Here is a 14,693-nt window from a genome sequence, read left to right on the forward strand (position 1 = left end):
AATGAGTCAATGCTTGCTCAATTTTACTCGGATGATAAATTTTCCCTTCTCTTAACCGTTTTCTTAAAATTTCCGGTGTGACATCCACGAGAATGATTTCACGGGCCATATGAAGAAAGCTGTCAGGAATGCGTTCCCTGACTTTCACCCCCGTAATTTGTTCCACAATGTCATGCAAGCTTTCAAGATGCTGGATATTAACTGCGGATAATACATGGATCCCTGCTTTTAAAATTTCTTCAACATCCATGTACCGTTTTTCTCTCGGGGAGGTTGGAACATTGGTATGGGCTAATTCATCGACCAAAACCAGCTCTGGCGCCCTTTCAATAATCGCTTCAGTATCCATTTCTTCCAGGATCCGGCCTTTATATTCAATTTTCTTTTTCGGGACAATTTCGAGGTCTCCGATTAAATCGGCGGTTTCTTTCCTGTTGTGCGTCTCAATTAGGCCAATGACGACATCAATTCCTTCTGTCTTCAGTTCATGAGCTTCTTGCAGCATGCGGTAGGTTTTTCCAACTCCCGGGGCTGAACCGATGTACACTTTCAGCCTGCCTCTTTTCAACCGTTCAATTTCTTGTAAAATTTCCTCTGGTGTTTTTCTGCGATACTCTGGAAACACATCATCACCCCCGAATCAAACCTATTACCCCGGCCTTAACGGCCGAGGTAAAATTTTAATTACGATTTTAAAAGCTTTTGAAGTTTTATGTTTAACTCTAAAACGTTGACGCGCGGCTCTCCAAAAAGGCCAAGACTTCTTCCTTTTGTTGTATCATCGATTAACGAATTTAATTGAGCGCGGCTTACGCCTGTCGCTTTGCTCACACGGTCCACCTGGAATTTCGCAGCTTTAACTGAAATATCAGGATCCAGACCGGAACCAGAGTTGGTGATTAAATCAACAGGGATGTCTTTCGTATCTACGCCTGGATTTTCTTTTTTCAACAAGTTGATCGACTCATTTGTTCGTTTTAACATCTCTTTGTTCGTTGGCCCGTAGTTATTGGATCCTGAAGCGGCCGCATCATAATGAATAGAAGATACACGTCCGTGAAAATATTGAGGACTTTTAAAATTTTGGCCGATTAATTCCGATCCGACCACTTTACCATCTTTCTCTTTGATCAGGCTCCCATTGGCCTGATCATGAAAAATCATTTGCGCCAATCCCGTCATGGCCAGCGGGTAGGCGATCCCACATACGACGATCATCAACAATGCTAATCTGATTATTTTAAACAAGTAAAACCCTCCATTGTCTTCATGATCATTGCACAAATACACTCACAATGATGTCGATGAGTTTTATCCCGATAAACGGTACGACAACACCACCTAAACCGTAAATCAAAATATTTTTAGATAACAGCTTAGTTGCGCTCATCGGAACATACTTAACGCCTTTCATGGCAAGCGGGATCAACAATGGGATGATGATGGCGTTAAAGATCAAGGCCGATAGAATCGCTGTTGTCGGTGAATGCAACCCCATAACATTAAGCACTTCCATTTTAGGTAAGGCGACAGTGAACATGGCGGGAATGATCGCAAAATATTTCGCGATATCATTTGCGATGCTGAATGTCGTCAGCGACCCACGTGTCATCAATAATTGCTTGCCTATCGAAACGACTTCAATAATTTTAGTCGGATCTGAATCAAGATCAACCATGTTAGCTGCTTCTTTCGCGGCGATGGTCCCGGAGTTCATTGCCAGCCCGACGTCGGCTTGTGCAAGTGCAGGGGCATCGTTCGTTCCGTCTCCAGTCATTGCCACCAACTTCCCTTTTTCCTGTTCTTTGCGAATCGCCCGGATTTTATCTTCCGGTTTGGCTTCCGCAATAAATTCATCAACGCCTGCTTCTTTCGCAATGGTAGCCGCTGTCAGCGGATTATCCCCGGTACACATTATTGTTTTAATTCCCATTTTCCTGAGTTCATCAAAACGCTCCCTCATGCCTGGTTTAACGGTATCTTTTAAGTAAATCAACCCGAGGATTTTGCTGTTATAAGAAACCGCCAGTGGGGTGCCGCCTTGACTCGCGATTTCGTTGCTTTTCGCTTGTAAATCTTCCGGCACCTTTCCGCCCATTTGTTGGACAAACTTTTTAATTGAATCTACCGCACCCTTTCGGTAGTGATTGCCTTCCTGGATTAGCCCGCTCATTCGTTCCTCTGCGGTAAAAGGAATAATTTCCGCTGATTCATAAGAAGAAGCGTCCCAGGAAAACCCTCGTGCTTTCGCCAATTCTAAAACCGAACGCCCTTCAGGTGTTTCATCAAATAAAGATGTAACAACTGCGATGTCAGTGAGTTCCTTTTGTGTAGCACCTGTAACAGGAACAAATTCTGCGGCCAGCCGGTTGCCAAAAGTGATCGTGCCTGTTTTATCAAGGATGATCGTGTTAATGTCGCCCGCTGCTTCCACTGCCTTCCCGGACATTGCCAGCACATTGAAGCGCGTGACGCGGTCCATGCCGGCAATTCCAATGGCGGATAACAGCGCTCCAATCGTTGTTGGGATCAAGCAGACAAGCAAAGCGATTAATGTTGAAAGCTCTAAATGAACACCAACATAGTTTGCGATTGGCAAAAGAGTGACGACGACTAAAAGAAAGATAATCGTTAATGTGACAAGCAAAATATTTAAGGCGATTTCATTTGGCGTCTTTTGGCGTTTGGCTCCTTCAACAAGTGAAATCATCTTATCCAGAAACGATTCTCCGGGATCTGCCGTAATACGCACTTTAATCGAGTCGCTGACCACTTTTGTTCCGCCGGTTACCGAACTGAAATCGCCGCCGGCCTCCTTAATCACCGGCGCAGATTCGCCGGTAATGGCAGATTCATCGATTGAAGCAAGACCTTCAATAATTTCACCATCTCCGGGAACAAGATCCCCTGTTTCAACAAGAACGATATCCCCTTTTCGAAGTTCATCGGACGAAACCGTTGTAATCGTTCCGTTTTTGCCAATTTTTTTAGCGGTTGTGTCTTTTTTCGTTTTCTTTAGGCTGTCGGCTTGCGCTTTTCCTCTGCCTTCGGCAAGCGCCTCAGCAAAATTGGCGAATACTATCGTAAAGAAAAGAATGAGAAAGACAGCGAGATTGTACCCGAATCTTCCTTCTGCATGAAATGCCTCGGGCATGATCATCATGAGGAGGACAAGGATCGTGCCTATTTCAACGACGAACATGACCGGATTTTTCATCATCACTAATGGATTTAATTTAATCAAACTTGATACGATAGCCTGTTTAATTAACCCAGACCCCTTATTCTGTTTGGATTGATTCATTTTGATTACACCTCTTTTGTTTAACGAATCGACAAATATTCAGCGATCGGCCCAAGAGCCATGACAGGCAAGAACGTTAACGCTCCGACAATGAGGACAACACCCACCAAAATCCCCACAAATAATAAGTGATCTGTTCTAAATGTGCCAATGGTTTCCGGAATGGGTTGTTTTCGAACAAGGGACCCGGCTACGGCGAGCAATGAAATGATCGAAACATAGCGACCCAATAGCATCACAAGCCCGGTTGAAATGTTCCAAAATAGCGTATTGTCCCCCAAACCTTCAAACCCCGATCCGTTATTGGCAGCAGATGAGGTAAATTCATATAGTACTTGCGAAATCCCATGGAACCCGGGATTTGAAATCGCGCCTTTTCCCAGCTCAGTTAGAAATGCCAGGGCAGTTGGCCCTAGAATAAGCAACGGATGGGCTAGCAATGCCACCGCAATTAATTTCATCTCTTTTCCGTCCTAAAAATTCAGGTGTCCGGCCAACCATCAATCCGCAAATGAAGACCCCGATGATGGCATACATCAACATGTTGACAAGCCCCACTCCGTCTCCGCCGAATACCGTGTTCAGCATCATCAGGGAAAGAGGCGTAATTTGCCCAAGCGGTGTCAGTGTATCATGCATATTGTTGACCGTTCCCGTCGTGGCCGCGGTAGTCACCGTGCTGAACAAGGCCGATTGGGCAATGCCAAATCTTACTTCTTTACCTTCCATGCTTCCTTGCGAGGGCTCCAGTCCCATAGCCGTTAAAGCCGGGTTGCCATTACTTTCAGCGAAGTAAATAAGAGCGAGAAAAGCCACAAATAAAATGCTCATTGCGCCGAATACGATCCAACCTTGTTTTTGCTTTTTCGCAAAACGCCCATAAGTATACGTTAACGATGCAGGGATACACCACATAGATAAAATCTCGATTACGTTTGTAAGAGGGGTTGGATTTTCGAATGGATGCGCAGAGTTTGCGCCGAAAAATCCTCCACCGTTTGTGCCTAAATGTTTAATCGCTTCTAGAACGGCAACAGGGCCAATGGCAATAACCTGCTTCGCTCCTTCAAGTGTTGTCAGCGTAATTGACGGATCGAGCGTCTGAGGAACTTTCAGCCCCACAAGAACTAGCGTCAGAATGATCGACATAGGCATGAGAAGACGTGTATGTCCCTTGATGAAGTCCTCAAAAAAGTTGCCGATAGTGTTCCCTTTCGTGGTAATTCCCCGAATAAAAGCAATTGCCACAACAATCCCCGTAGCCGCAGAAGCGAACATCATCATCATGATGACGGCCATTTGCGAGAAGTAGGAAAGTCCCGTTTCACCGCTGTAATGCTGCAAATTAGTGTTCGTCATAAAGCTGGCAATCGTATTAAACGATAAAGTTGGTTCCATGTTTTTGATCCCGTTAGGATTCAACGGGAGAAATTGTTGCAGGCGCAAAATGACATAACCAGCCGCAACAAAAACAATATTGCTCAACAATAAAGAGATCGTATATTTTTTCCAGGTCATCGGCGCCCTGTTTTTCATTCCGCATATTGCATAAATGCATTTCTCAATAGGCGCGAAGAATTTGTCCGTCTTATTCGGTTCATTGGAAAAAACATGATAAATGTAGCTTCCCAATGGTTTTATAATGAAAAGCAGCAGCAAAATGACCGCCGCGATTTGCAATGCATCCATGTATGGTTTCCTCCTAAAAACGTAGAATGCTATTCTTTTAAAATTTTTCCGGGTGGATAAGGGCATAGATCAAATAAATAAAAATTCCCCCCGTCACGATCGCAGTGAAAATCATTGTTTTTCACCGCCTCCGGTTGTACGGTCGCACCACCTGATAAATCCCCATAGGATGCCGAATGTGACCATCATCAGTACAATCATGAAAACATCTTTCAATGAGACTTCCTCCTTTTGATAGCAAATGAAGTGACTTGATTTGGAGTCTGTTTCTTAAAAAAAGCAACAAAAAAGAAGCCTGCGGAAGAGGAACTCTTCCGCAGGCTTCAGGGATCACTAAATAAACCCGTGTGCACACGAAATTTGTTGCCTCTCTCGAAACGCTTACGAGGTTAGCTGACGGATTCGGGCGTGAGAGTCGCCCTACTCGAAAGATCGAGATTCACCCCATGTGGCTCGAAGCCACGGTTGGTTCCCCCGTTTCCCCTTTAGAGGAATTAAGCGATATAGACGCAAAGGTTATGAGTACTATCAAATTTTTTGAATACTATTAATGTCACCTTCTCTCTCCTACCACGCTTACGAAGTTAGCTGACGGGTTCGGACGGCAAGAGTCGCCCGACTTAAAAAGTTTCACCCCAGGAAATTTCTTTCCGATGGTTCCTCCGTTCCAAATTTGGATTCAGCGGTCATTCGAATTTTTTAAAAATGAAGATAGTGTTAATCTTACTCCTTGCTTTTTTGCTTGTAAAGGATGGAAATTCATTGAAAATGAACCAAAATATCTGTATTTTTAAATGAATAATCTTGTATTAATAAGTTTGACCCATCTAATCTTCTTTTTTCTTACGATTTCTTTAAATTAAAAGACCATTCAATTGACGCAACTCTTTTTTCATTGATGGGAATCGCTGAAAATTTCTTATCCATGATAGAAGTTCAGCGCAATTTTGTCCGTCGCTCCTCCCATCAATTGTTCCCAATCACTCACCACCATGAAAGCGTTTTATTATATGATGAAAACAGGAGGTCAAGCCAATGATGATCGAAAAACGTCCCGCGCTTTTGCTCAATTATCTTTTAAAAGTGAAGAATACAACAATGAATCAGATCATGGATTATACCCAATTAACGAAGCGGCAAATTTCTTATGACTTAGAGAAAGTCAATCATTGGTTAAAAGAAAGAGGACTTCCGGTAATTCCATACAAAGGAATTCATTATATCGCGATGCCGGAAGATGTTGTGGAGTATTTTCGAAAGCAGCAAAACCTTATCAATGAACGGGATTTTAATTTAACGGAAGAAGAACGCTTGATCTTTATTTATCTCTATTTGTTTATCCGGCAAGAGCCCATCTCATCAGTTCATTTGACACACCTTCTAAAAGTGAGCAAAAACACCGTCATTTCCGATGTCAAAAAGGCGAATGACGTGAACAGCCCATACCTTGTTGAAATTCGTTATACCCGCCAGCGAGGCTATCATCTAATTGGAACAGAATTGGACAAGAGAGTGCTCGTCATGAAGCATTTATCCGAGTTATTACAAGTGCCGTACGGCGAGAAAATGATCGATTACCTGCTAAACGAAGGAAATGAGTATTTTCACTTCGATCATATCCACAGCAGCCTCAAACACATTGAAAAGATGTTAGGACTGCAATTTGTCGAAGAACGGTTACTTCAGTTTTCCTATTTTCTTAAATTCTATTATTTCCTTCAAAAAGAAAGAAAGTTTGTCCGATTCCACTCTGATGAAATGAATGTATTAAAGAAAGAACGCATGTGGTCGGTAGCGGAAAAGCTATTTCTTCTGCTTGGGCTGGAGGAAGAAGAATCGGAGCTTTGTTACTTCACGATTCAGTTGCTTGGCCTGTCGTTAGGCAGCGTTTCTGTTCAAGACGGGGACCGCGATTTGCTCTTTAAGCTTTGCGAACAGCTTGTGCTTGATTTTGAATCAAAAGCGTGCATTGCCTTTGAAAAAAAGGATGAAGTGATTAAAACGCTTTACCAGCATATTAAGCCAGCTTATTTTCGCATGAAGTACCGTATTCCCATTACCAATCCACTTCTCGATCAAATTAAAAGTGAACATCAAGAGCTTTATACCATTGTGAAGGAAATGCTTCTTCCGATCGGGTCATTGCTCGGCATAACGATTCCTGATGAAGAAGTTGGATTCATTGCCATTCATTTTGGAGCTCTGCTAGAAAAGCCGAAACAAATGATGCCGAAGAAGAAACGAGCTCTTGTCGTTTGTCCGAGCGGGATTAGCTCTTCCTTAATGGTCAAACACCAGCTGGAATCGCTTTTCTCAGAAATTACAGTTGAAAGCACACTATCACTGCAGGAATTCCAAGAAGGGAAATTTGAAGGGTATGATCTGATTTTTTCAACAGTGGGACTAGAGACGGCTCTTCCCTGCTTTCATGTCAAGCCAATCATGACACCAGTTGAAAAAAATAGCTTGGTCAATGAAGTGTATCAGCATCTTTTTGGATTTCAATACCGAAATTTATCCTTAAAAGAACTCATGCACACGATTGAGCAATTCGCAAATGTTTATGATGAAGAAGGGTTGAAAGATGCGCTCAGCAAGATGACCTTTCATAAAAAAGTAGATGTTTACAGGGGGAGACAGCCAGTGTTGCACGATCTATTAAAAGAAGAAACGATTCAAATCATTGAACAGCTTTCCGATTGGGAAGAAGCTATAAGAGTAGCGGCCCATCCGCTGCTGAAAAAAGGGGCCATTGACACATCGTACATTGATGCGATGATCGAAAATGTGAAGACGGTAGGCCCATATGTCGTCATTGGCCCTGAAGTCGCCATCCCTCACGCACGTCCCGAAATGGGAGTGAACCAGGTGGGGATGAGCTTTTTAAAGTTAAATAAGCCCGTATATTTTTTAAACGACGAAAAGCATCCCGTGCGATTATTGTTTTGTATTGCGGCAATTGATAATAAAACACATCTTAAGGCACTCTCACAATTGACAAAGTTGCTAAGTGAAAAAGCCAACATCGAACGATTAAAAGAGCTAGAGTCAATCGAAAAAATCTCTGAATTATTTAAGCACTATTCTGCGATCGCTTAATTAGGCAACAAGTCAGGTAGTTCATCAATTTTTGAAAAAAACCTTTAGGAGGAATGACGATGAAAATTTTAGCAGTATGTGGTTCAGGTTTAGGAAGCAGTTTCATGCTTGAAATGAACGTCCAACAAATCTTGGCGGAACTTGGAGTAAGCGGTATTGAAGTAGAGCATTCTGATCTTAGCTCTGCAACTCCAGATTCAGCGGATCTATTTATTGCCGCTAAAGACATTGCCGAAGGGATGGGGCATTTAGGAGAGCTTATCGTCATCGATAGCATCATTGATATGGATGGGCTTCGCTCAAAACTAACGGATGTGTTAAAGCAAAAAGGGCTTCTATGAGCGTAGATTCAAAAGTTGCCTTTCCAATGTTTGAATAATAAAAGCAAAAGGAGGCTTCTATCAATGGGGGAACGATTTCTTAAATTGATCATGGATATTTTAAGTCAGCCAGCCGTTTTAGTTGCGCTAATCGCACTTATTGGCCTTATTATTCAGAAAAAGCCTAAAAGTGAAATCATTAAAGGAACGACGAAAACATTTCTGGGGTTTCTTGTTATTTCAGCGGGGGCTGGAATTATCAGCAGCTCTCTGGAACCATTCGGAAAAATGTTCCAGCATGCGTTTCATGTAACGGGGGTTGTACCGAATAATGAAGCCATTGTTGCCATGGCGTTAACCAAATACGGGAATGTAACTGCCTTTATTATGTTCTTTGGAATGCTGGCGAATATTTTGATTGCCCGCTTTACGAAGCTGAAATATATCTTTTTGACAGGCCATCATACGTTATACATGGCTTGTATGCTCGCGGTGATCCTGGTCGTATCAGGATTGAGGGGAGTTTCGCTCATTATTGTGGGCTCTCTTGCCCTTGGATTAATCATGGCTGTTTTCCCTGCGATCTGCCAGCCATTTATGAGGAAAATTACAGGTAACGATCAAGTAGGATTCGGACATTTTTCAAGCTTAGGCTATGTTCTTTCCGGCCTTGTTGGAATGGCTGTCGGAAAAGGCTCCCGGTCTACTGAAAAAATTAATTTTCCAAAGTGGCTAGGATTTTTGCGTGATAGCTCTGTAACTATTGCATTAACTATGACCATTCTTTATGTCGTAATCGCTCTGTTTGCTGGTCCTGCTTATATTGAAAAAGAGCTTAGTGGAGGAACTCATTATCTTGTTTTCGCACTGATCCAGGCGGTTACATTTGCGGCAGGGGTGTTTGTTATTTTATCAGGTGTTCGGTTGGTGCTGGCAGAAATTGTTCCTGCATTCAAAGGAATTTCAACGAGGCTTGTCCCGAACTCAAAGCCGGCCCTTGATTGCCCAATTGTTTTTCCATACGCGCCAAATGCTGTTTTAATCGGGTTCTTCTGCAGCTTTCTTGGCGGTATTGTTGGGATGATTATCCTCGGCATTGCTGGTTCGGTGATTATTTTGCCTGGTGTTGTTCCTCATTTCTTTACTGGCGCGACCGCTGGAGTGTATGGCAATTCAACTGGCGGCATTCGCGGCGCAACGATTGGCTCGTTTGCAAACGGCTTATTCATTACTTTCCTGCCAGTCTTCTTAATGCCGGTTCTAGGCGATCTCGGATTTGCAAGCACGACCTTCTCAGACGCCGACTTTGCTGCATCAGGAATTGTGCTTGGGCATGTTGCCAGGTCGTTCGGCGCTGGTGGTGTAACGATTACCGTCGTTGCCTTTGTCGTGCTCGCTTTCTTATTTGCGATTTTCAAAAAAGATAAACGAAGAGATGGATCAGCTAAAATTGGAGCTTAACTTCTAAGAATAGGCGATGGGGGTACAGTTGATACGGGAGTTTGCTGTACCTTCCTGCTGCATTTTTTCATTTATCACCCAAATGGGTAAAGGGAGGTTTTTATGGACATTGATTTACGAAAATTGGAAATATTTCGCGATAAGATTCGATTACTGACATTAAAGGAACTGCACCATATGGGCTTTGGGCATTATGGCGGAAGCTTGTCAATCATTGAAACTTTAGCCGTCTTATATGGGGAAGTGATGAAGGTAGATCCGAATAACCCGGATTGGGAGGATCGCGATTATTTTATATTATCCAAAGGACATGGCGGACCAGGGCTTTATGCCACATTAGCGCTAAAAGGATTTTTCCCTGAAGAAGTCCTCTATACGCTAAATCAAAATGGAACTACACTTCCTTCGCATCCCGACCGGAATTTAACACCCGGTGTGGATATGACTACAGGTTCTTTAGGCCAGGGAATATCGGTTGCAGTTGGCGTCGCATTGTCTCATCAACTATCAAATAAGGGCAATTACACTTACAGCATAGTGGGTGATGGAGAATTAAATGAAGGCCAGTGCTGGGAAGCCTTCCAATTCGCGGCCCATCACAAATTGAATCGCCTTTTTGTGTTTGTTGATGACAATAAGAAACAGCTAGATGGCCCGACAAAAGATATTATTGATCCGCTAGACTTTGTGGAAAAATTTAAAGCGTTTGGCTTTTATACCATGAAAGTAAATGGAAGCTCACTAGAGCAAATCTACAAAGCAATCCAAAAAGGAAAAGCACAAACTGATAAGCCCGTTGCTATTATTTTGGATACGATGAAAGGCCAGGGTGTCCCGTATTTAGAAGAAAAGGCAGATAACCATCACATCCGTCCAAATCCAAAAGACGAAGAAGCCATTTTAACTGCGATTTCAGAATTGGAAATTAAACTTGGAAAGGCAGGGGCAATGACGATATGATTCAAACATCATCCAAAACGTATGAATTAGATGACATTGAAATGCGGCAAATGTATGCAAGCACACTTCTGGAATTGGCACAAAACAATCCAAATGTCATTGCCCTGGAAGCCGATTTGATGAGTGCGATTTCAACGAATAAAATTATCGGTAAAATCCCAGGGCAACTGATTAATTCCGGAATTATGGAAGCAAATATGATGGGCGTTGCCGCTGGTTTAGCGCTTACAGGCAAAATTCCTTATGTTCATTCCTTTGCCCAGTTCGTCACTCGGCGGGCATTTGACCAGCTGTTTGTTTCAGGGGCGTATGCGCAATTGAATGTAAAAATAGTAGGATCAGACTCTGGCGTTACCGCGGAGCATAATGGCGGCACTCATATGGCCTTTGAAGACTTAGGGCTTGTTCGCCTCATTCCAAATGCGAATGTATATGAAGTGAGCGATGCTGTCCAGCTAGGCTACTTGCTCCGAAAAATTGAAAAGGAGTACGGAATCCATTATATACGGACCATCCGTAAAAAAGCCGTAAAACTTTATGATGAAAATGAAACCTTTGAATCTGGTAAAGGCAAGGTTCTTCGCGAAGGAAGCGATGTTACCATCATCGCAAGCGGCATTATGGTAGCTGAATCATTGAAGGCGGCAGATCTTCTTCAGGAGCAAGGCATTAACGCTACAGTTATTGATATGTACTCGATTAAGCCAATCGATAAAGACTTGATCGTGAATTACGCAGACAAAACAAAAGCCGTTGTAACAGCAGAGAATCATAATGTTATTGGCGGATTAGGAAGCGCAGTATCAGAAGTATTAAGTGAACATTGTCCGACCCGCATACGGCGAATTGGGGTCAAGGAGCAATTTGGTCAGGTTGGAAAAGCCGAGTATCTAAAGGAGTTTTACAAGTTAACGGCAAATGACATCGTTACCGCAGTAAAGGAAATACAATAAAATTCAATTCTGGCCTGATTTTTTGAAAAACATTATATTAGATGTTTAATGACGTGTGCCAAATCACACGTCATTTTTGCGCCCTCCTGAAATCGATGAAGCGTTATTTATCAGTCAATACAGAGCAGTTATCAATCAATTTTTTTATGTTATCTATCTTTTCGGAGCGGTTATCAATCAAATTTTTATTTATCGATTAATTCCGCGCGGTTATCAGTCAATTTTTTTATGTTATCTATCTTTTCGGAGCGGTTATCAATCAAATTTTTATTTATCGATCAATTCCGCGCGGTTATCAATCATTTTTTATCTGATTTCAATCTTTTTGCGGCGGGTATGAATCGTCCCCCGATCCGTTCGGCTTGATCGCTCGTCAAATGATCCAAAACGGGCTGCATGCTGGAGACGATGGCCGTGGACCAACGATTTACTTCATTTTCATCATTTGATTTAAAAGATCATAAACCAATGGGAAAGCAGTAAAGCCATCATCTTCCAGGAAATGGCCACCTTTTTCAACAGGATAAAATGAGGCATCCAATTGGTTGGATAAATTTTGGCTCAATTGAAAAGGAACAATATCGTCATCTTTTGCAGCAATAACAGCACGCGAATGGGTTGCGGAAATGATTTTTTTATAATCCACTTTGTTCTCCGTAAAAGGATCTAGTGAAGGCAAGGATGATAACGGTTTAGAAAAGCCAGAAACGAGAATGAATCCTCCAAATGGCGGTAAATGTTCCAGCTGTTCTAGATAATTTAATAATGTGATAGACCCGAGACTATGGGTTACAAAATACGTGTTGTTATCTAAGTTCTTTATCGAATTGGCTAATGTTTTCAACCATTCCTCTTTTTTAGGATCAGACGAATTTGGCATGTGAAGGACCGAAACTTGATTACCATCTGCGATCAATTTATCTTTCAACCACGGGAACCAATGATTGGCGGGTGAAGCTCCGTACCCATGGATAATATATACTTGTTTTGCCATTGGTACTCCTCCTTGTTTTATGTATTCAAAAAACAGTATAAAACTGATAAATGAAAAAACTCAACAGGAAAGCATTTTTTCAATAAAATTAGGCGCTGCATACCCAGGCTTTAATTTTTCTCAGAAATTATGGTAACGCGTTCATATTTTGGTTATTCTATGCTATAGTAAAAATGAAGTTAATAAAAGGCCGGAGACTGGAGACAGCCAAAAAGCAAGTAGCGGATTCCGCTATTTTCTTCTGGCTGTCTTTTTTTTCGGTCCATCAATGAAAAGGGGGATGGAAATATGCTGAAAATGTTTCAGCCTGCGCCGCATGTCGACAGGCTTCCGGAGGACAAGATTGACAAAGCGTACAAAAAGCTTCGCCTGCAAGTGTTCCTCGGAATTTTCATCGGCTATGCGGGCTACTACCTGGTCAGAAAAAACTTCACACTGGCCATGCCGTATTTAAACGATATGGGATTCAGCAAAGGGGAATTGGGACTGGTCTTGTCCGCTGTATCCATCGCGTATGGAATCAGCAAATTCGTTATGGGGACGGTTTCGGATCGGAGCAATCCGAGGTATTTTTTGGCTGCCGGCCTTATGCTTTCTGCTCTTATCAATGTTATTTTCGGGTCTTTTTCATTTGTTACATCGAGCCTTGCCATTATGCTTGCCTTGAACTTTCTGAACGGCTGGGTTCAGGGAATGGGATGGCCCCCGAGCGGCCGGACGATGGTGCACTGGTTTTCAGTGAGCGAGCGTGGAACGAAAATGGCCATCTGGAATGTCGCCCATAACGTCGGCGGCGGGATCGTTGCTCCGCTTGCGGGTCTCGGCATCGCCATCTTTGTCACCTGGAAAAGCATTTTCTTTTTCCCGGCCATCATTGCATTCATTGTCGCCATCGTCGCCTTTGCTTTAATGAGGGACACTCCGCAGTCAGTCGGGCTGCCGCCGATAGAAGAATATAAAAACGATTACCCCGAAAATGACACCGAAGACCGCGAAAGAGAGCTCTCTACGAAAGAAATCCTTTTCCGATATGTTCTTAACAACAAATTCTTATGGTACATCGCGCTTGCCAACATCTTTGTTTATTTAGTGCGCTACGGGGTTTTGGACTGGGCGCCGACGTACTTAACCGAGGAAAAAGGATACAGCCATAACGAGTCAAGGTGGGCGTATTTCCTCTACGAGTGGGCCGGCATTCCGGGAACGCTTTTATGCGGCTGGATCAGCGACAAAGTCTTCAAAGGAAGGCGGGCGCCTGCCGGGATCATCTTCATGCTCGGCGTTCTTGTGGCGGTTGCGGTCTACTGGCTAAATCCGGCTGGACACCCGCTGGTCGACAATATCGCTTTAATCGCCATTGGTTTCTTAATTTATGGCCCGGTCATGCTCATTGGACTTCATGCACTGGATTTAGTGCCTAAAAAGGCTGCGGGCACAGCCGCGGGGCTTACAGGCTTATTTGGCTATTTGGGCGGATCGGTGTTTGCAAGCGTGGCGATGGGTTATGTTGTCGATCTTGCCGACTGGAGCGGCGGATTCATCCTGCTTATTGCTTCAACGGTTCTATCCATTGTGTTCCTTGCCTTGACCTGGAATTCTGGCAAATCGGGAAATGCGGCGTAACGATTCGCCCCTGACGAATGCCTGGCCAGTTGCTTAACTAGTGCCCCTTCTAGAAAAAAAGTTTGGGTTTCAGTTATCGGATATTCTTATTTTAAGAACATCTCGTTCGATCTGCAAAATGAGGAAAAACGATCACGAACCATTACATGATTTAAAATGATTTCGTTCTCGGACAATAAGTGCTCTTATTTAGACAATAAATCATCCGGTTTAGACAATAAAATTTTACTTTTGGACAATAAGTGGAAAAAATACTAAATTTATTGTCCGACTGAGGCCATTTATTGTCC

The 14,693-nt window shown here is 43.0% G+C and carries 10 protein-coding genes, 2 pseudogenes and 2 riboswitches; of the genes and pseudogenes, 6 read left to right on the top strand and 6 right to left on the bottom strand.

Annotated elements, in window-relative coordinates; all coding sequences use genetic code 11:
- The 5 genes and pseudogenes from WD019_RS20420 to kdpF all read right to left on the bottom strand — a co-directional run.
- Nucleotides 1-625: pseudogene (locus tag WD019_RS20420) on the bottom strand (sensor histidine kinase KdpD); the annotation flags it as partial.
- A 59-nt stretch (nucleotides 626-684) separates the two neighbouring features.
- Nucleotides 685-1,248, bottom strand: coding sequence for a potassium-transporting ATPase subunit KdpC (gene kdpC, locus WD019_RS20425; RefSeq protein ID WP_026679403.1), 564 nt, complete (start codon nucleotides 1,246-1,248; stop codon nucleotides 685-687).
- A 25-nt stretch (nucleotides 1,249-1,273) separates the two neighbouring features.
- Nucleotides 1,274-3,304, bottom strand: a complete 2,031-nt coding sequence (gene kdpB / locus WD019_RS20430; protein ID WP_425712652.1) for a potassium-transporting ATPase subunit KdpB — start codon at nucleotides 3,302-3,304, stop codon at nucleotides 1,274-1,276.
- A 20-nt stretch (nucleotides 3,305-3,324) separates the two neighbouring features.
- Nucleotides 3,325-4,993: pseudogene (gene kdpA, locus WD019_RS20435) on the bottom strand (potassium-transporting ATPase subunit KdpA).
- Between the two features lie 37 nt (nucleotides 4,994-5,030).
- Nucleotides 5,031-5,108 (bottom strand): K(+)-transporting ATPase subunit F, encoded by a 78-nt coding sequence (gene kdpF, locus WD019_RS20440; RefSeq protein ID WP_081412781.1) that lies wholly within the window; start codon nucleotides 5,106-5,108, stop codon nucleotides 5,031-5,033.
- A 247-nt stretch (nucleotides 5,109-5,355) separates the two neighbouring features.
- Nucleotides 5,356-5,504, bottom strand: a riboswitch (cyclic di-AMP (ydaO/yuaA leader).
- A 47-nt stretch (nucleotides 5,505-5,551) separates the two neighbouring features.
- A riboswitch (cyclic di-AMP (ydaO/yuaA leader) is annotated at nucleotides 5,552-5,688 on the bottom strand.
- Between the two features lie 340 nt (nucleotides 5,689-6,028).
- Here kdpF and WD019_RS20445 point away from each other — a divergent pair.
- From WD019_RS20445 to WD019_RS20465, 5 genes are all read left to right on the top strand, one after another.
- Nucleotides 6,029-8,092 (top strand): BglG family transcription antiterminator, encoded by a 2,064-nt coding sequence (locus tag WD019_RS20445; protein ID WP_425712653.1) that lies wholly within the window; start codon nucleotides 6,029-6,031, stop codon nucleotides 8,090-8,092.
- A 59-nt stretch (nucleotides 8,093-8,151) separates the two neighbouring features.
- Nucleotides 8,152-8,433, top strand: a complete 282-nt coding sequence (locus WD019_RS20450) for a PTS sugar transporter subunit IIB (protein ID WP_026679407.1) — start codon at nucleotides 8,152-8,154, stop codon at nucleotides 8,431-8,433.
- A gap of 63 nt (nucleotides 8,434-8,496) precedes the next feature.
- The gene (locus tag WD019_RS20455; protein WP_425712654.1) at nucleotides 8,497-9,873 is read left to right on the top strand and encodes a PTS ascorbate transporter subunit IIC; all 1,377 of its coding nucleotides are present in this window, start codon (nucleotides 8,497-8,499) and stop codon (nucleotides 9,871-9,873) included.
- 102 nt (nucleotides 9,874-9,975) lie between these two features.
- Nucleotides 9,976-10,833, top strand: coding sequence for a transketolase (locus WD019_RS20460; RefSeq protein ID WP_425712655.1), 858 nt, complete (start codon nucleotides 9,976-9,978; stop codon nucleotides 10,831-10,833).
- Nucleotides 10,830-11,786, top strand: coding sequence for a transketolase family protein (locus WD019_RS20465; RefSeq protein WP_425712656.1), 957 nt, complete (start codon nucleotides 10,830-10,832; stop codon nucleotides 11,784-11,786). Before WD019_RS20460 ends, WD019_RS20465 begins: the two co-directional genes overlap by 4 nt.
- A 427-nt stretch (nucleotides 11,787-12,213) precedes the next feature.
- Here WD019_RS20465 and WD019_RS20470 read toward each other — a convergent pair whose 3' ends face one another.
- Complete coding sequence (locus WD019_RS20470) at nucleotides 12,214-12,780, bottom strand: RBBP9/YdeN family alpha/beta hydrolase (RefSeq protein WP_425712657.1); 567 nt, start codon at nucleotides 12,778-12,780, stop codon at nucleotides 12,214-12,216.
- A 288-nt stretch (nucleotides 12,781-13,068) separates the two neighbouring features.
- Between WD019_RS20470 and glpT the strand changes: the two genes are divergently transcribed.
- A complete protein-coding gene (glpT, locus tag WD019_RS20475) occupies nucleotides 13,069-14,403 on the top strand; it encodes a glycerol-3-phosphate transporter (RefSeq protein ID WP_425712658.1) in 1,335 nt (444 codons plus the stop codon).
- Nucleotides 14,404-14,693: the final 290 nt, after the last annotated feature.

Source organism: Fictibacillus sp. Mic-4 (assembly GCF_049843615.1).
Lineage (GTDB): Bacteria > Bacillota > Bacilli > Bacillales > Fictibacillaceae > Fictibacillus_A > Fictibacillus_A gelatini.

Bases quoted from the DNA above. Each gene is read 5' to 3' on its own strand.
- kdpB (WP_425712652.1), bottom strand. From the start codon at position 3,304: ATGAATCAATCCAAACAGAATAAGGGGTCTGGGTTAATTAAACAGGCT.
- kdpF (WP_081412781.1), bottom strand. From the start codon at position 5,108: ATGATTTTCACTGCGATCGTGACGGGGGGAATTTTTATTTATTTGATC.
- WD019_RS20445 (WP_425712653.1), top strand. From the start codon at position 6,029: ATGATGATCGAAAAACGTCCCGCGCTTTTGCTCAATTATCTTTTAAAA.
- WD019_RS20450 (WP_026679407.1), top strand. From the start codon at position 8,152: ATGAAAATTTTAGCAGTATGTGGTTCAGGTTTAGGAAGCAGTTTCATG.
- WD019_RS20455 (WP_425712654.1), top strand. From the start codon at position 8,497: ATGGGGGAACGATTTCTTAAATTGATCATGGATATTTTAAGTCAGCCA.
- WD019_RS20460 (WP_425712655.1), top strand. From the start codon at position 9,976: ATGGACATTGATTTACGAAAATTGGAAATATTTCGCGATAAGATTCGA.
- WD019_RS20465 (WP_425712656.1), top strand. From the start codon at position 10,830: ATGATTCAAACATCATCCAAAACGTATGAATTAGATGACATTGAAATG.
- WD019_RS20470 (WP_425712657.1), bottom strand. From the start codon at position 12,780: ATGGCAAAACAAGTATATATTATCCATGGGTACGGAGCTTCACCCGCC.
- glpT (WP_425712658.1), top strand. From the start codon at position 13,069: ATGCTGAAAATGTTTCAGCCTGCGCCGCATGTCGACAGGCTTCCGGAG.